Source organism: Roseburia lenta, assembly GCF_014287435.1.
GTDB classification, from domain to species: Bacteria; Bacillota; Clostridia; order Lachnospirales; family Lachnospiraceae; genus Pararoseburia; species Pararoseburia lenta.
The window spans coordinates 483,387-500,462 of sequence record NZ_JACOPG010000003.1 but is presented as its reverse complement, the minus strand read 5'-3'; the positions used below and the strand labels follow the sequence as shown (position 1 = coordinate 500,462).

At 47.5% G+C, this 17,076-nt stretch carries 14 protein-coding genes; all 14 read right to left on the bottom strand.

What is annotated here, in order from left to right; all coding sequences use genetic code 11:
• Position 1: 1 nt before the first annotated feature.
• The 14 genes from H8R94_RS09655 to H8R94_RS09590 all read right to left on the bottom strand — a co-directional run bounded on the left by H8R94_RS09655 (position 2) and on the right by H8R94_RS09590 (position 17,068).
• Complete coding sequence (locus H8R94_RS09655) at positions 2-1,480, bottom strand: MFS transporter (protein WP_158573062.1); 1,479 nt, start codon at positions 1,478-1,480, stop codon at positions 2-4.
• Positions 1,481-1,572: 92 nt separating this feature from the next.
• Positions 1,573-2,205: an endonuclease III domain-containing protein gene (locus H8R94_RS09650; RefSeq protein WP_178010085.1), complete on the bottom strand. Its 633-nt coding sequence runs from the start codon at positions 2,203-2,205 to the stop codon at positions 1,573-1,575.
• Between the two features lie 11 nt (positions 2,206-2,216).
• Positions 2,217-3,488 (bottom strand): bifunctional folylpolyglutamate synthase/dihydrofolate synthase, encoded by a 1,272-nt coding sequence (locus H8R94_RS09645; RefSeq protein ID WP_186854534.1) that lies wholly within the window; start codon positions 3,486-3,488, stop codon positions 2,217-2,219.
• A 5-nt stretch (positions 3,489-3,493) separates the two neighbouring features.
• On the bottom strand, positions 3,494-4,330 hold the full coding sequence (locus H8R94_RS09640; protein WP_118281752.1) for a DegV family protein: 837 nt from the start codon (positions 4,328-4,330) through the stop codon (positions 3,494-3,496).
• A gap of 138 nt (positions 4,331-4,468) precedes the next feature.
• Positions 4,469-5,623 carry a transglutaminase domain-containing protein gene (locus H8R94_RS09635; RefSeq protein ID WP_186854533.1) on the bottom strand — a complete coding sequence of 385 codons (1,155 nt, stop codon included), beginning with the start codon at positions 5,621-5,623 and terminating at the stop codon, positions 4,469-4,471.
• A gap of 33 nt (positions 5,624-5,656) precedes the next feature.
• A complete protein-coding gene (locus tag H8R94_RS09630) occupies positions 5,657-6,946 on the bottom strand; it encodes a M18 family aminopeptidase (protein WP_186854532.1) in 1,290 nt (429 codons plus the stop codon).
• 277 nt (positions 6,947-7,223) lie between these two features.
• Positions 7,224-7,427 carry a cold-shock protein gene (locus H8R94_RS09625; RefSeq protein ID WP_118281749.1) on the bottom strand — a complete coding sequence of 68 codons (204 nt, stop codon included), beginning with the start codon at positions 7,425-7,427 and terminating at the stop codon, positions 7,224-7,226.
• Between the two features lie 94 nt (positions 7,428-7,521).
• The gene (locus H8R94_RS09620; protein WP_186854531.1) at positions 7,522-8,028 is read right to left on the bottom strand and encodes a DUF5721 family protein; all 507 of its coding nucleotides are present in this window, start codon (positions 8,026-8,028) and stop codon (positions 7,522-7,524) included.
• Positions 8,029-8,100: 72 nt separating this feature from the next.
• Positions 8,101-9,807: a S8 family peptidase gene (locus H8R94_RS09615; RefSeq protein WP_186854530.1), complete on the bottom strand. Its 1,707-nt coding sequence runs from the start codon at positions 9,805-9,807 to the stop codon at positions 8,101-8,103.
• Between the two features lie 13 nt (positions 9,808-9,820).
• The gene (locus H8R94_RS09610; RefSeq protein WP_186854529.1) at positions 9,821-12,547 is read right to left on the bottom strand and encodes a hybrid sensor histidine kinase/response regulator; all 2,727 of its coding nucleotides are present in this window, start codon (positions 12,545-12,547) and stop codon (positions 9,821-9,823) included.
• Positions 12,548-13,990: an HD domain-containing phosphohydrolase gene (locus H8R94_RS09605; RefSeq protein WP_186854528.1), complete on the bottom strand. Its 1,443-nt coding sequence runs from the start codon at positions 13,988-13,990 to the stop codon at positions 12,548-12,550.
• A gap of 30 nt (positions 13,991-14,020) precedes the next feature.
• On the bottom strand, positions 14,021-15,532 hold the full coding sequence (gene clpX / locus H8R94_RS09600) for an ATP-dependent Clp protease ATP-binding subunit ClpX (RefSeq protein ID WP_186854527.1): 1,512 nt from the start codon (positions 15,530-15,532) through the stop codon (positions 14,021-14,023).
• 93 nt (positions 15,533-15,625) lie between these two features.
• Positions 15,626-16,315 (bottom strand): MgtC/SapB family protein, encoded by a 690-nt coding sequence (locus H8R94_RS09595; protein WP_186854526.1) that lies wholly within the window; start codon positions 16,313-16,315, stop codon positions 15,626-15,628.
• A gap of 24 nt (positions 16,316-16,339) precedes the next feature.
• Positions 16,340-17,068: a glycerophosphodiester phosphodiesterase gene (locus H8R94_RS09590; protein ID WP_118535286.1), complete on the bottom strand. Its 729-nt coding sequence runs from the start codon at positions 17,066-17,068 to the stop codon at positions 16,340-16,342.
• Positions 17,069-17,076 lie beyond the last annotated feature (8 nt).

Genomic DNA, 17,076 nt, shown 5'->3' with positions numbered 1-17,076 from the left:
CCTACTCCGTCTTTCCCAACTCCTTGCAGATACGGTCATATTCTTCCTCATCCAACTTGTAATGCTTCTTATAGAGGAAATAAGAAAGTAGCATCAAAATGCCCGGCACGATGGACATAAAGATCAAAAGCCCCATAGCCTGCTGATTGGTCACATGAGAAAGCACCGCGTCGATCTGGGACAACTTGCTTGCCTCTGTGATCAGGTTCTGATTGCACTGCTGCTCTAATTCTGAAATCTGGTTGGTATAATCGGTAACCCCCAGCAAAATATATGCGGCTGATGTGACCGCTACAATGATGGCTCCACCCAGTTTGGTGATAAAAGGACGTAGGGATGTGATGATGCCTTCATCACGCGAACCAAATTTGAGTTCGTTGTACTCGACCGTATTCATAATAGAGATCATCATAATCAGATAGTAGCAATACTGTCCGAAATTACAGAGCATATAGCCGATCATAAGCACCACAAATTTGCCCATGCCCTTGCCCGGCATCAGCCCGGAGGCAAAGATCATGACATAACCGATGGTTGCGATCACAGCCATATAGCCCATGAGTTTCTTACGATGGATATGGCGTGAAATGGTCGGATAAAAGATCATCAAAAATGCCGTAACCGACATACCGACGGTCGTAAACAAAGAATAAAGTCCACCTTCATATCCATAGATAGAATAAATATAAGTTGAACCGATACCTCCCACGATCAATCCATTGCCGATCTGCTGGATCAAAAAGATGACTGCTACCCAGATCAACTGATCGTTCCGAAAGATCGCATGTACCAGTTTCTTGAAACTGAACTTCTCTTTTGCCTTATTCTCCTGCGCCGTATCGCGGTGCTCCTTAGTACCAAAAATGGTGATACAAAGAAAAAGCGGTGCTAAGATACCGATCACCAGCGCAATCCTACCGTATGCGTAAGCAGCGTTACCGCCAATGGTATTCTTGCCTGTCGTAAAAAGCGGTATCAGGATCGTTGCCGCCGTACCACCAATACCGGCAAAAAGCGTAGCTCTCGAGGCAAACTGGTTTCTCGCATCTGCATCGGAGGACAGCGCCGGAACCATGCCCCAATAAGAAATATCGTTCATGGTATAGGTAATACTAAAGGCAAAATACATGACACCAAAAAATACCACGAACTTCCAGCCCTGCAACTGCACATTAAACATCAGATAAATAACCACCGAGGTCGATAAAATGCCTGCCAAAAGCCATGGCTTGAACTTACCATATTTACTTCTGGTGCACTCGATGATATTGCCCATGATCGGATCATTAAAGGCATCAAAGACACGCGCTCCGATCATAATACCGGTGATGGCGGTCAACTGCGCTGCTGTCAGCGAATGGGTAAACAAGACAAAGGTCAAAAGATAACTGTTAATCAGTGCGTAAACCGCATCACGTCCCATCGTTCCCAGCGGATAAGTAATCAAATTCCGCTTTCTGAGTTTTTCTTCATTCTCCATAAAAAATACCCCTTTCCTACTCTCCATATTATATGTGTATATTCTACAACGAATAGAAAAGATACGCAATTCTTATGTGCAGTTTTCATAATTTATATCCTCTTTTTACAAATATCCGCCAGACAGCATTTATCACAATAAGGTGCAGTCCGCGCGGTACACACGGCACGCCCGTGATCGACAAGACGATGGCAGAGTTCACTGCCCTCCTCCGGTGGCACGATCTTCCAAAGTTCCATCTCCACTTTTTTCGGATCCTTGATGCCGTCCACCAGTCCGATCCGGTTGCAGAGCCGGATACAGTGGGTATCCGTCACGATCGCCGGCTTGCCAAAGACATCCCCCATGATGAGGTTGGCACTTTTTCGCCCCACGCCGGGCAAAGAAAGCAGGGCATCAAAATCATCCGGCACATGGCAGTCATACTGATCGCGCAGCATCTTCATACAGGCACTGATGTCCCGCGCCTTACTTTTGCCCAGTCCACACGGATGGACATATTTTTCGATTTCTTCCGGGGTCGCCTCCGCCAGCGCCTCTACGGAAGGATAAGCCGCAAAAAGATCCTGCACTACAACATTGACTCTGGCATCCGTACACTGGGCAGCCAGACGCACGCTGACGAGCAGTTTCCACGCATCATCATAATCCAGGCTACAATGAGACTCCGGGTATTCTTCCTTTAATCTTTCTATGACAAGTTTTGCTAATTCTTTTTTTCGCATCCTTTTCTCCTCTACTCATACTCCGGCAGATGTATGCTTCCGCCTTCAAATATTGCCTTGACCTCTCCTATAAAATAAAGAGATCCAAAAATAATAATACGTTCTCCTTTTTCTTCTCCTAAAGCGATCGCCTTTTGGAGCCCATCCAAAAGATCTCCACTTACCACAGCAGACATTCCATCTTCCAAAAGATTCTGACACAACTCGTCCGCCTGTAAACTGCGACTGGTATCAACCGTAGCACACAAAAAGGTGTCCGCCAGCGGATACATGGTCCGCATCATGGCTCTGTAGTCCTTATCTGCCATAACTCCTACCAAAAAGACAAATTTTTCATCCGGAAACATATTTTTTAGTGAGTTGAATAACGCTTCAACTCCTTGTGGATTATGAGCTCCATCTGCCAAAACATACGGTTTTTCGGACAAAACCTCCATTCGTCCTGGCCACTTGGCTTCCGCTAACCCTTGTCGAATGATTTCCTCTTTTTTCGACAAAAAGTTATCCCCGAGATATCCACAATGGTTATTGAATAATGTTTCCACTACCCCCACAGCCAATGTGGCGTTAGCCCTCTGAAATACGCCGTTTAGCGGTATTTCGTAGGTTGAGATTTTTGTCAACAAGTTATCCACATTTGTAATGGGGACATCCAAAATCTCCGCCTGTTTTTTTATCACATCCGCTGCTTTTTCATCCATAATTCCAAGAACAGCATGGGTACCTTTTTTCAAAATCCCGGCTTTTTCCGCTGCAATTTCTTCTATGGTATTTCCAAGAATTGCCGTATGATCATATCCAATATTTGTAAACGCACAAACCTCAGGAACAACTGATAATCCCGCAGTCGAATCTTTCGCCCCACCGAGTCCCGTTTCTAAAACAACGAAGTCACAATTCTTCTCTTTAAAATATAGCACTGCCATTCCCAGGCACAAATCAAACATCGTTGTTTCCTGTCTCATCGGAAGTGCTAACACACGTTCTCCTAATCGTATGACATCATCTTTTCCAATTTCTTCTCCGTCAACAACGATACGTTCTGTAAAGCGGATCAGATGTGGTGATGTAAATCTTCCTACAACAAAACCGGCAGCATGTAATATACTACTTACAAATGCTGCCGTTGATCCTTTTCCATTGGTTCCGGCAATATGAATGATTTTCATGCCCGTTTCCGGATGTTCTAAACGTTCCATCATTTCCGCGGTCACATCTCTTCCATATGCCTTTCCAAATCTTCTTTTTGATTGTATGATTTCGATAATTTCTTCGTATTGCATGTGCGCTATACCACCATGATAATGCCTCCATCATTGGCATACATACTGCTGACACCTGCCGTATCAACAATAAAAATATCCTTAAAGGAGGCTACCTTTTCTATTTTTTCTTTTAATTGTAGCGCACGCTCCCTACAGTTACAATGGGAAATTGCCAGAACACGGTTCTCACAGTTCTTGGTCACTTCCATCATGGACTGGACCATACGATCCAATGCCTTATTCATGCCTCTTGCCTGCGCCAACTGTTGAATGGAGCCTTCCTCGGTCGATCCCATGATCGGCTTGATGTTGAGGGTGCTGGCAAGTTTTGCCTTCAGATTGCTGAGACGACCTGCTTTGCGCAGGGTCTCTAAGGTCTCCAGTACAAAGAAAGTGTGCTGGTTTTCGATGTAATTACCGACATTTTCAACCACTGTCTCAAAATCCATACCGGCTTCTTCACAGGATGCAATATAGAGTCCGATCAAAGATTCCCCGACAGAAGCGGACTTGGAATCGATCACACAGATCTTCTTATCCTCATGGTCTTCTAAGAAAAGATCCTTTGCCAGACAGGCACTGTTGTAGGATCCGCTCAACTGTGATGACAGGGTGATCACATAAATATGGTCTGCATCACAATCCATCGCCTGCATATAGGCATCCGGGGAAGGACAGGCTGACTTTGGGCTCTCCTCACTGGCAGCGACCTTTTTCAAAAAATCTGCCTGATCAAAGGTCATATCATCAACGATCTCTGCATCATCGACCTGTAATGTCAGCGGAACATTGGCAAAATGTCCGTTCTCTTTCATTTCTTCTGATAATTCTCCACAAGAATCAATGATTATTTTATACATAAAAACGCCTCCCAACCTGTTTGTGGTTTTGTTTTATTTCTCACGTGGTTTTCATCACCACATCATAATAATATATAAAACCACTTTTGTAAATACTTTTTGCGCATTTTCCAGCAAAAGTGGCTTTTTCCTACTCTTTTACAAGACAAAAGTCAAAATATAGAGCGATTGATTTTCAAAATAGGTCAGTTCCTGCTGCCCCTCCAGATATGTAAAGATCCTATCCTGCCCGATCAGATCGTCTTTTACTTGCAGGTAATCCTGCAAATTTGACATACGAAGGGAGATTTCTGTCGCACCTCGTCGATATTTTTCCCTGATCCGGCTGCCAATAGCAGACAAATCTGCTGTCTCAAAATACAGACCTTCCTGATAAAAGTAATTGTCCGTCACGGATTCACAGGCAGGCAGGTCAAAGGGCATATCCGCCGTATGGGTCGCCGCCAGATCCTGCGTACTGGCGCCCAGATAGCCGTAATCGATCTTCTTGGCACCCTGCAATTCTCCCAGAAAATGGGTGTTGCCCCAAGTGGTATCAATATAATAGTATTCTCCGTCCAGATTGACCAGATTCCATGCATGGTTATCGCCACCTGCCAGACCGGTCACCACGATAGACGACACGCCCAGTTGCCACAAAAGATATTGCGTCGCATCCGCATAGCCCTGACAAACCGTCTTCTTACCTATAAATACGCTGATGATATTCTGATTATTCTGGCTATCGGCATCATAATCCACCTGACTGATCAGTGTTTCATAGACATACTTGACTTTTTCATAATCGGAGGCATCGCTGTCGATCCCAGCCAGCCAAAGGTCTGCAACATCATCGATCTGCGCTTGCAAGTCCTCCCGCTCCTGCTGGGTATAGATATAGGTCGGCATAAATTCCATGCCGATCACCTGATCAAAACTGGAATAGGTGTTGTACTGGTAACCGGATGTCCAGAAAAGCCCGCCGTAATCTGCCATCACACAGCGATATGCCTTGTCTAAGACATCCTGATCCTTGGTGGATACCGTCACGCAATCGGTATGATGCTGGATGCAATCTAAGATCTGATCGTAGACTGTCTGCTCCTCTGCCGACAACTGCTGGTAGGCAAAGCGGTCTGCCGAAATGGTCTCAACCTCTTTTGCCTCGCCCACAACGACCTTTTCCAGCCGCCCATTGACGGTCTCCTGTAAAAAATCCACCGGACCGCAGGCAGTAAGAAGTAAAAGGCAAAGACTGCATACAAGCCCCAGACAGGCATATATTCTATTATGTCCTTTTGTATTTTTTCTCATTCTAATTTCCAAAGGTTAAAAAATCGTTAAAGTTCAGGCTTCTCCATAAAAAGATACGATCAGATCTTTCAGGTTGCCGTAATCTGCCTGCCCCATCAATTCTCTTGCGGAATGCATGGCAAGCATAGGTACACCCACATCGATCGTGCGCATCGGTAAAAGTGCAGAGGAAATGGCTCCCAAAGTACCGCCGCCCACAATGTCAGATCGATTCGTATATTTCTGGTAAGCGATCCCATTTGCCCGTGCGATCTGTTCTACAATGCCAATGGCTTCGCAGTCCGTAGCATAAGATTGAGAAGCAGCCTCCTTGATGGCAAAACCATCTCCCATGATCGGCTGTGATGTGATGTCTGCTTTTTCCACATGATTTGGATGCAGGGCATGCGCCACATCCGCAGAGACCATCAGTCCCTGATAAATGGCATCTTTTGCAGTCCGAGCCGTCCATCCCATAGATTCATAGATCTTTTCGATGACATCGGTGAGAATGGCAGATCCTGCGCCCTGCTTGGTCCGGCTGCCGATCTCCTCGTGGTCGTAACAAATGCCGATATTTAAATGCTTGTCACAAGTTGCCTGACACATAGCCTCCATGATCGCAGCACAGGAACTGATATTATCAATACGCGGCGATGAGATCATATCCTCTCGCAGACCGATCTGAGCCGGTTCTTCCCAGACATAGATAGACAGTTCAAAGTCCAGAATATCCTCCACCGGCACTTGCAGTTCTTTTGCCAGAAATGTCATAAAGGCATCCTCATCCTCGCCCATGCCAAGCAATGGCAGCATATCGGCCTGGCGGTTGAGTTCTATGCCCTTATTGATCTCACGGTTCATATGGATGGCAAGGTTTGGGATGGTTGCCAATGGTCTTTTACTGTCGTACAGGCGCATCTGCGGATGTAGGCACTTATCTGACCGCAGTGCCACGCGTCCGGCGATCCCCAGCGGACGATCCAGCCATGTGTTCAGAATGGCTCCGCCGTAGACTTCCACATTCAGTTTATGATATTTCTTGGTCTTGACATCCGGGCTGGTCTTGATCCGCATACAAGGATAATCCGTATGTGCCGCAGCAATGCGGAGTGCGATATTATCCTGACTTGCCAGCATCTCATCCTTTTTTGGCACGGTAAATGCCAGGATCGTTGTGCCATGATGATTGATATAATACTTTTTGCTTTCTTCCAGATGCCATGCTTCTTCCATGGCAAGCGGTGCAAAGCCTGCCGCCTCTAAGTCTGCTGCGCACTGCTGCACCAGATGAAACGGCGTGATCCCCGCCTTCAAATATTTCACTAAGATCTCATTCTTCATTCTACTTCCTCCATATATAGCATATCGCCTTTTCTTACTGTCATATGTCCTATCTGCGCAGGACGGGCAACACTCTTTGTATAGGAAACAATCTAGGGCAAGTATGACCGGGGGCACTGATGTTCCCATCCTGCTCAGCCGCCGCAAAGCAAAAGGCGACATGCTATGCACGCCGCCTTTCCTTAATCATGCTGTATCCCAATTTCCTGCTCAATTTAAATCAAGATGTATAAACTAAAAAGGTACATTGAAAACGGTCTGATTAATACTTCGTAGATTAGCCTACTACTGTTACGTTTACTGCCTGTGGTCCCTTAGCACCATCTGTAACATCAAATTCTACAGCAGCGCCTTCTTCTAAAGACTTGAAGCCCTCCATGTTAAGGCCTGTGTAGTGTACGAAAACATCATTACCTTCTTCGTCAGAGATGAATCCGTAACCCTTCTGGTTGTTGAACCACTTTACTGTACCCTTGCTCATTACAAGTACCTCCAAAAAAATTATCTATATTGGAAACCAATATGTGATTAGAGTAGCACACAAGCGCCGAAAAGTAAAGGCATTTCGGTCTTTCTTACACGGCTTTTTCCACTGCGATCGAAAGTCTCCCAAAAAAGGCTAATACCCATGTTTTCCATGCTTCTTCCATGCTTCGATCCAGAGAAAATCCCTGCATGGTGCAACCTGCCGTCACCAGTAATTCTTCCCCGACATAGCGTAAATTCAGGGTCAGATTGGCTACCTCGGACGGCTGGACGGAAAGACTCTGTCCCTCTATGATCTCGCGTAAAAGTTTTTGCGGACATAGAAAGGTAAAATGAAAAGATGCCGGTTTGCGCTTGCCCTTGATCATATCAAAGCACAATTTGCGCACATAGCCATAAGGCACACAGCGCTCCCCGGACAGTCCTTCCTCCAAAAGTTCCTCCTCGGTTAGATAGCCCTTGGTCAGATGTCCGTCCAGAGAATAAGTCATCCTGGTCGTGATCGTCGCATCTGACAACAAGAAACGATCAAAGGCTTCCGACGCCAAAAGGTCATTCATGCAATTTTTTACATCTAATACTTTAAGTGCTAACATTCTCTCTCCTTGGTATCTGTGATAGGTCACTGCCTCTATTTTAACAGAACTCCTGCTTCCCGCCTATCCTTATTATATACGCCGGAAAGATTCATACAGATCCAGCGCCCCATAGCCCCACTGCCTGTTGGGATAAAGGTCACCGGGGATCGCCCTTGCCCCCCGGATCAAAAAAATTTTAACTTGTGTCGTATTGACCAGAGTATCCTGCCGTCTGTCGCACCATTGCAGATAAAGTGCCGCGGCCCCTGATGCGATCGCCACAGCCCCGCTGGTACCGGTCTGCCTTTCATACCGGGCTTCCGCCGGGAAATTGCCCCTGCCTGCTACTGCTCCTTCGACCGCATAGCCCGGTGCCGCCAGATCCGGTTTGATCCGCCGGTCTATAGTATAGCCACGCCCGCTTTCCAAAAGAATAGCATTTTCCACGGCATTGTAGCCTGCAATGGTCAGAACGCGGTTGGCATTCGCCGGATTCATAATGGTCGTATCCGGGTTGGATGCCAGAAAGTAGATGCGCCCACATGTCAGCGCCTGCCCCGGCAGATACATATGAAATTCTCCCGGCTGTCCGTTTTCGCTGTAGACCCGGATCCGCCATATGCCCTGCGCCGGTTTTGTAAAACGATAATAGATCAGTTGGTTGCCTGCCGTGGCTTCCGGGAAACTGTAGTCCACTTCCACCGTCGTTCCATCCAGAGGAAAATCATAGATCTGACTACCCGCCGTCTGGATCCCGACCGCCGGATGTACCTCCCCGGAAGGCGAAACGATCGCCACCTCATAGCGGGCAGGTGCCAGACACCACTGTTCCATGACAAAACCGCAGACATCTTCTTCCACCACAACTTCCACCTGCCGGTAGGCCTTTTTCCCCAGTCCTTCTTCTATGTCCTCCGCCGTAAAGACTCCCTGAAAATGCTTTCTTGCCGCCGCAAGATTTCCGGTCGCCGTCACTACACATCTGCGGTAGGCAACCGCCAGATCATTCAGATAAAGTGCCAGGGAATTGTTGCCGCTGTGGCTGCTGAGCCCGCAGCCCAAAGACATACAGATCACGAGCGCCTGCCCCCGCATCCTTGCCAGTTCATCCAAAAACTGTATGCCGAACATGATGTCATTTTCCGCATAGCAGGTCGCATCCTCCGGGATAAAATAATACTGGCGCAGATAAGGTTTTGCCTCTTTTAAATGCACCATGGCGATGTCCGCCGCCGGTGCCGCCCCACTGTGATCTCCTACGTCACTGCCTGCAGCCACGCTCGCCACATAAGTTCCGTGCCCGGTCGCATCACGATTTCCATAGACAGAAAGGCTATCTTTTCCATACACTCTGCCGTAATAAGGCTGTGGCAGGTCATCCGCCGTTCTGACCGTGCCTTCGTTTTCTTCCACATAATTCTGATCCCAGACCGCGACGATTCGGCTTTCCCCAGCGGCATCCAAAAATGCCGGATGGGTCGTATCGATCCCAGAATCCAAAAAGCCGATCAAAACGCCTTTTCCATCCAAGCCCAGCGCCGGGTTTTCCCGCACCTGCAGGATCCCTGCTGCATCCAGGGCTTCCATGGACAGAGGCTGGTAGCAGTTTGGTATGGCATTATAGTGGTAATTTGCCACCCGAAAGTCGGGATAGCGATCGCGCGAGACAAAAAGAATGGTGTAATTGTTCCCCACATCCAGACCACAGATGCCATCCGAAAGCGGAGGCAAATATGCCGTGTTGCGCACGATCAGATCGTAATAATCATTTCCATAGATCATATCATAACAATTCATATGATATCTTATGCTATGATTTGCTTTCTATATCCAATTCCTGCAAAAATTCTTCCAGATAAATCTCGCCTTCCTCATAGGCAAAATCCATAAAATACGCATGGGTCTGCTCATAGGCAGCCTGCTCGCTTTCCGGCAGGGCGATCTGCCCCAAGGTCTCCAAGCCCCGCTCGATCGATCCTGTATCATAGGAAGCAAAAGCCTCCTTGATCTCCTGCCAAAGATACTGCCTTTTGTCGCAAGACATGACCTTTTTCTGCTCCGACTCCTTTTCCGTCTTTGCCAGAGCATCCTGCATATAGGAAAGTTCCGCCCGCACTTCCTCTAAGGCATCATCCATACAGGAAAGGAGTTCCTCGATGTGGCGATCGATGTATTTCTGATTGCCTACGATCGCCGCCATTTCTAAAACTTCCGCATATTCGCTGAGATATTCCTTCTTGATCTGTCGGCTGGCACTCTTGACACCATGCACCTTGGCACGGAAAAGTTCCCGGTCCTCCTTAGCATAGACTGGTAGTTCCTCCCGCAGTTCTTCCATCTCATCCAGATAGGTCTGCAAAGCCCGCGCATAGATCTCGATATGATGTGCCTGCCCTGCGTTGTCCCGCAAGACGACCGGCGTCTGCTTTTCTTTGGGCAGCAATTCCTCCAGCGTGTTTTTGAAGCGAAACATATCGATCGGCTTGCCCAGGAAGGCATCAAATCCCTTGTCCTTAACAGCCCGTAAAATATCTTCCTGATCGCTCGCCGTCAAAAGCACCAATGGCACTTGACTGTATTTGCGGATCTCGGCTCCCGCTTCCAGCCCATTGACTTCCGGCATAAGATAATCCAAAAAGATCAGATCATAGTCCTCATGTCTGGCAGCCTCAACTGCTTCCATACCGTTCGCCACGATGTCCAGTTGTACTTTCCAAGGGGCTATCATATGGCGGAAGATCTGCTGATTGATGACCATATCATCTGCCAATAAGACCCGCGCCGTCGGATAGACATAATCCGGGCAGACATCATCCTTGTAGTTGACTATTCTATCAACCAAAGTAAAGTGATTGATCTCACCCGGCTGGATTTTGCCTTCATCCGCCTTTCTATGGCAGAAGGTCACCTCTACCCTTGTACCCTTTCCCTGCTGGCTCTCCACCTTGCAATCGCCCTGCATGAGTTTGCACAATTCCTTGACAATAGTCATGCCAAGTCCTGTACCCTCCTGTCCGTCCACGGTATAGGTCCGATAGGACTCAAACATATGCGCCATCTGTTCTTCCGTCATGCCCGCTCCGGTATCCTCGATCAGACAGCAGAAACGCACCCGGTCATCTTCCAGATCCTGACAGGACAGGGTCAGGTCGATCTGACCGGATTTGGTAAATTTGACCGCATTGGAGATCACATTTTGCAGGATCTCCCGCACATGTTCCTCATCCCCAATGACTGTCTGCGGGATCGGCGTTGCAAACCGCGCCCGACAGCCGACATCATGCCCATGCAAGTTGTATAAGAGCATCTGCATGAGTTCCGTGATCAGGTGTTCCATGGAATAAGCGTGTTCTTCCAATTCCAAACGTCCCACTTCCATCTTTGAATACAAAAGGATCTGATCGATCTTTTCTAAAAGATCATTGCCTGCCCCTCGCACATAAGAGATCATGGCACGGTTTCTGGCAGAAATGGCATGGCTGGTCATGAGGATGTCACTGGCTCCTATAATGGCATGCACCGGTGTCCGCAGGTCGTGGCTCATAGTCGCAAGCATGTGGCTTTTCATCTGTGCTTGCCACTGTGCCGCCTTGCTCTCCTCGGTCAACTGCTCCAGACGCGCCCGCTCTGCCGTCACATCTGCAACCGACAACTGATAGCCTAAAAGCCGCTTGCCCTGACAGACGATACGCTCTTTACATTCATAAGTCTTGTCCCGATAGACATAATCGCCCACACCGCCGTCCTGCACAAAGATCATATCCTTATGTTTCCAGAAGAAGTCATGGATATCCTCAAAATTGCAAAACTCCTTGCCATCCAGGAAAATATCCATCGCCATACCATTGGCATCGATCAATTCCAGGTTTTTATCCAGCAAAAACTGCGCCACACTGGAATTTGCAAAAGCATTCTGCTGCATGACCACGCTGGTCGCCACCAGACGATTGGCAAAGATCAGATATAAGATGATAAGACAACTTGCCAGACATACCACCAAGAGCAGGGAATGTCCCCGTGTTGATTTGACCTGCCAGGTACTGCCCACCACAGACGGCAGACAAATGGCGATAAACATAAGGGCATTCGTGATGCTGTCGCGTTTGGAAAAATGCTGTGTCTCATATGAATATAAGGCTCCCGCCGATACAAAAAGCGCGTTAGAGATCGTAAAGAAACGAAATGCCACCACATAGGTATCCGGCTGGTCGAAATGTAAAAATATCAGGATAAGTAAAACGATCAGATAAAGAAATAAGCCCACATGGATAGCGTGAGGCAATTTGATATGCAGATAATCGACCGCATAATAAGAGATAACGGTCGTCAGCGTCAGTATCAGTAGATTTTCCAACTGGGCAAAAAGACCTACGGCTCCCGTCAGCATCAAAACGATCCGATAAAAATCAAAGACGGCGATTACGCCTAAAAAGAGAGGCAAAAGACGATGTTCTCTGGAATACACATGATGCGCGATATAGGCAAATACCGTGACCAGTGTCACCAGCAAACATACCACTTGAAATCCAAATACCATCTAATTTGCCTCCCATCGGTTTATGATACGCTCGATCTCAGAACGTATGTAAACCGGCTTGTATGGTCTGACGACATAGCCCGCCACATTTAAGTCCTTGCATGCCATGATCGTCTTGGTGTCACAGAGTGCAGATACAAACATGATCGGCACACTCTCCTTTGTCATATCCATGACCCGCTTTGCCGCCTCGATGCCATCCATCTGCGGCATGTCGATATCCAACAGGATCAGATCCGGGTATGGATTCTTCTCTAAATATTTGATCAGTTGTGCGCCCGACTTCAAAAGCGTCACCTTGTAATCATCCTTTAAAATGTCATAGATCATCTGTAAATTGGTCTTCATATCATCCACCGCGATGATATGAACCTCCCGCTGATGCTTGATCATTTCCTTCCGCTCGGCCTCAGAAGAAGTAGAAACTTCCTGCTTGCCCTTTGGCGGTAAGATGGCGATCGACATATTGGCACGGTCAGACAGATCCAGTGTCGTGCCATCCAAAAGCCGCACGATCGGTCGCAGATTGTGGGCATCCGCATTCTCCTTGATCACACCGACCCTGCCATCGGACAATTCCACCTCGGTGCCCTTTGGATAAAGAGGGATGGAACGCAGCATGACCTCAACAACCTCCCGGTCAAAAAGGATCCCGCAACCGCCCATGAGATACTCTGCCGCTTCACACGGCGCATAAGGCTCTTTGTAAGGACGCTTGGAAACCAGCGCATCATAGACATCTGCCGCATGTAAGATCTTGGTAAAAAGAGTCTGCTCCTCACCCATGACACCATTAGGATAGCCTGTCCCATCGACATTTTCATGGTGAAAGAGAACCGCCACCTTGATCTGTGCAGAAAGGTCAAAACGATCCTTGATGAGTTCATAGGAAATGACCGGATGCTCCTGCATGCGCTTGTATTCTTTCTGGGTCAGACGCCCCGGCTTGTTGAGGATCTCCCCCGGGATGGCAAGTTTGCCCAGATCATGCAAAAGGGCTGCCGTGACCAGTTGTGCCATCTCTTTTTCATTCATGTGCATTTCCATGCCGATCACACCGCAAAAAACACCTACATTCACGGAATGTGCATAGGTATAATCGTCATAGGAACGCAGATCCAGCATATCCAAAGAAATCCTTCCCTTGGAAAGGATCTCTTCGACCAACTTTTCTGCCACGACCTTGCAGCCGTCAATATCTCTTTTTTCGATGCAATCCATGCCCTCCGCACGCAGTTGCGGCGAAATGGCATCCTCCACCTCAATGTCCTGTGTCAGTTCATCCTCGATGTAGATACCCGCATAGCCGTATTCGATCAGTTTTTCGATGTAATTGTCCGTCAGCAGGATATGACTGCCAACCAGCGTTCGCCCATTACTATCATATAGGCTGGTCGCCAGCTGCATCCCTGCTTTTGCTTCCGTCAGTGCGATGTATCTCATGTATATCTACTCCCTCAATACCGTAAAAAATTATCCTTCGATCAGATTGGCTTCTGCTCCGCGCATAACGATCTTTGGTCCGCCCTTTTTCGTCACATAGTCCTCTGTGATAATGACTTTCCCGATGTTGTCATCCTTAGGGATCTCATACATGATATCCAGCATAAACTCCTCTATGATGGCACGCAGGGCTCTTGCGCCAAGTTCTCTCTGCTTTGCCTGTTTTGCAATGGCATGCAGTGCCTCATCCGTAAACTCCAACTTGACCTCATCCAGTTCCAGTAACTTCTGATACTGCTTGATGATGGCATTCTTTGGCTCTTTCAGAATACGGACTAACATATCCTCATCCAGTGCCTCCAGTGAAAAGAGGATCGGCAGACGTCCCAGAAATTCCGGTATCATGCCAAAATTCTTGAGGTCTTCGACTGTCGCCTTCATCAGGATATTTTCTTCCTTGTCGTACTTATCCTTGAGATCTGCCATAAAGCCCATGGAAGATGCCTTGTTGAGTCTCTCCTTGATGATAGAATCCAGATCCGGGAAGGCCCCGCCGCAGATAAATAAGATATTCTTGGTATCTACGATGGTCATCGGCACCATGGCATTCTTGCTGCTGGCTCCGACCGGAACCTCAACCTCGGCTCCCTCTAGGAGTTTGAGCATGCCCTGCTGTACGGATTCCCCGCTGACATCACGCTGATTGGTATTTTTCTTCTTTGCCAGTTTGTCGATTTCATCAATAAAGATGATACCGCGCTCTGCCTTTTCCACATCATTGTCTGCTGCCGCCAAAAGTTTGGAAACAACGCTTTCGATATCATCACCGATATAACCTGCCTCGGTCAGAGAAGTCGCATCTGTAATGGCAAGCGGCACATCCAGGAGGCGCGCAAGTATCTTTACCAGATAGGTCTTACCACTACCGGTCGGTCCGATCATGAGCATATTGGACTTTTCGATCTCGATCTCATCCATGGTCCCGGTTGCCACACGCTTGTAGTGATTGTAAACGGCAACGGACATAACCTTTTTGGCGTATTCCTGTCCGACCACATACTCATCCAGTTCTGCCTTGATCTTGTGTGGTGGCGGAATATTCTTGATATCCAGCACAGGTGCTTCCTGCTTGTCTTCTTTCTTTTTCTTCTTTTTCAGACGCTGTGAGTTTGGCATGTTCGGCATGAAATCAGAAAGATCCGAAAGATTTACCATGCTGATATTTGGCATCTTGGAAAAATCAATGTTGTTTAAACTTGCATTGTCCCCACTGCCAAAGCCAAAACCTTCCATGGAATCAAAGGTCTTTTGCATACAGTCGTTGCAGATACAGATGTTATTTGGAATGTGGATCATCTTGCCGGCAACAGACTCCGGTCTGCGGCAGATATAGCAGATGTCCTCATAATCATCCTTTTTGTCGTTATTCGGATCTGCGACGCTTGGGTCTACCGTAGTATCGCCTGTCACTTCTACGACATCCGCATTCTTGTCTTCTTCTTCATCTATTACTTCTCGAAAATCATTATCGTGTTCTGACATATTTTTTCCTACTTTCTGTTTTTACTTATATTAGAGAATTATAAAACAAAAAAGGGGGAAACTCAACCGAGTTTCCCCATATTTGCATCTCTGTTATCGAATTTCTTCTATGTAATGGATCGAATCGTTCTGATTGAGTCCATTGATGAAGTCTGCATGCGAACATCGCTTGTTCAGATCGATCACGACCATAAGCACCGTGTCCTTGCCCTGTAAAGATTGCCGCTTCTGCTTGTCAACGGCAGCAATCTCGTAGCCATTCTTGGTCACATAATCATACAGCACCTCAATGCCGTCTGATTTATCCACTTCCAGATACAACTTAATCTTGGTGTTATGCTCATCCACATAATGGCTTAAAGCTGTCAGCACAGTCATAACGAAAGCGATGAAAAAGAAAGCCAGCAGGCTTCCTGCGATATATCCCGCGCCGATCGCTATGCCAAGACAGGCGGTCGTCCACAGACTTGCCGCCGTCGTCAATCCCTTGACGTAATTCTTTCCGGTTACAATGATCGTACCTACGCCGAGAAAACCAATGCCGCTGATGACCTGTGCCGCCAGTCGGGCAGGATCTCCCGTGCCATATGTCACAACCAGATATTCATCTGTGATCATGGCAATGGTGGCTCCCAGACAGACCAGCGCAAAGGTGCGCAGACCTGCGGGCTGCCCATGCGATCCACGCTCCAAGCCGATCAATCCCCCCAAGACCGTCGCAAGCGCCAGACGCACAAATACAGAGAGCAAATTAAACTGCTCTAAATATTGTAACATTTCCATGTCGTCCCCTTATTGTATATTGTCTTAGCCGACTACCTCTTTTGCGATATCCGGGTAGTTAGTGATGATAGCATCCACGCCGTACTGACAGCACATTTCCATATATGGTCTCTCGTTGACTGTCCATACGTTGAGTTTGAGTCCTTTTTCCTTGCACTCTTTGACAAATCCGTCATATTGCAGATTGTAAAGTGCAGGATGGAGTGCGTTGACACCGTGCTTTACGCCGTAAGACGGCATATCGATCGGACCGTCTGCATATAAAAATCCAACCTCTGCATCCGGCTTCAACTCGTGGATACGTGTCACTGTGTAATGATTGAAGGAAGAATAGCAAACGCGGTCTTCCATGCCCATTTCCTTGGTCAGGGCTAAGATCTTTTCCTCGATCTTTTCATAAAATACCACACCGGTCTTGATCTCAATGTTGATGAAAAGCCCGGTTGGCTTTAAGAGTTCAAACACTTCTCGCATGGTAGGGATATCAGCATGCTTATACTCCGGTTTGGTGCGGTTGTAATTGAATGCCCGCAATTCTTCCAAAGTATAATCCTTGACCCATCCCTTGCCATCGCTGGTACGGTCGATCGTCTCATCATGGATGACGACAATCTGGTCGTCCTTTGTCAACTGGATATCCAGTTCTACTCCGTCAGCGCCTAAATCTACCGCCTTCTGAAAAGCGGCAAGTGTGTTTTCCGGTGCATATCCGCTGGCTCCTCTATGCGCCCATACAAGTGGTTTTGTGCTCATTATGTATT

Excerpts from the sequence above, each read along its gene's own strand:
- clpX (WP_186854527.1), bottom strand. The coding sequence starts at position 15,532 with ATGTCAGAACACGATAATGATTTTCGAGAAGTAATAGATGAAGAAGAA.
- H8R94_RS09610 (WP_186854529.1), bottom strand. The coding sequence starts at position 12,547 with ATGGTATTTGGATTTCAAGTGGTATGTTTGCTGGTGACACTGGTCACG.
- H8R94_RS09655 (WP_158573062.1), bottom strand. The coding sequence starts at position 1,480 with ATGGAGAATGAAGAAAAACTCAGAAAGCGGAATTTGATTACTTATCCG.
- H8R94_RS09640 (WP_118281752.1), bottom strand. The coding sequence starts at position 4,330 with ATGTATAAAATAATCATTGATTCTTGTGGAGAATTATCAGAAGAAATG.
- H8R94_RS09620 (WP_186854531.1), bottom strand. The coding sequence starts at position 8,028 with ATGTTAGCACTTAAAGTATTAGATGTAAAAAATTGCATGAATGACCTT.
- H8R94_RS09595 (WP_186854526.1), bottom strand. The coding sequence starts at position 16,315 with ATGGAAATGTTACAATATTTAGAGCAGTTTAATTTGCTCTCTGTATTT.
- H8R94_RS09635 (WP_186854533.1), bottom strand. The coding sequence starts at position 5,623 with ATGAGAAAAAATACAAAAGGACATAATAGAATATATGCCTGTCTGGGG.
- H8R94_RS09615 (WP_186854530.1), bottom strand. The coding sequence starts at position 9,807 with ATGAATTGTTATGATATGATCTATGGAAATGATTATTACGATCTGATC.
- H8R94_RS09625 (WP_118281749.1), bottom strand. The coding sequence starts at position 7,427 with ATGAGCAAGGGTACAGTAAAGTGGTTCAACAACCAGAAGGGTTACGGA.
- H8R94_RS09630 (WP_186854532.1), bottom strand. The coding sequence starts at position 6,946 with ATGAAGAATGAGATCTTAGTGAAATATTTGAAGGCGGGGATCACGCCG.
- H8R94_RS09650 (WP_178010085.1), bottom strand. The coding sequence starts at position 2,205 with ATGCGAAAAAAAGAATTAGCAAAACTTGTCATAGAAAGATTAAAGGAA.
- H8R94_RS09605 (WP_186854528.1), bottom strand. The coding sequence starts at position 13,990 with ATGAGATACATCGCACTGACGGAAGCAAAAGCAGGGATGCAGCTGGCG.
- H8R94_RS09590 (WP_118535286.1), bottom strand. The coding sequence starts at position 17,068 with ATGAGCACAAAACCACTTGTATGGGCGCATAGAGGAGCCAGCGGATAT.
- H8R94_RS09645 (WP_186854534.1), bottom strand. The coding sequence starts at position 3,488 with ATGCAATACGAAGAAATTATCGAAATCATACAATCAAAAAGAAGATTT.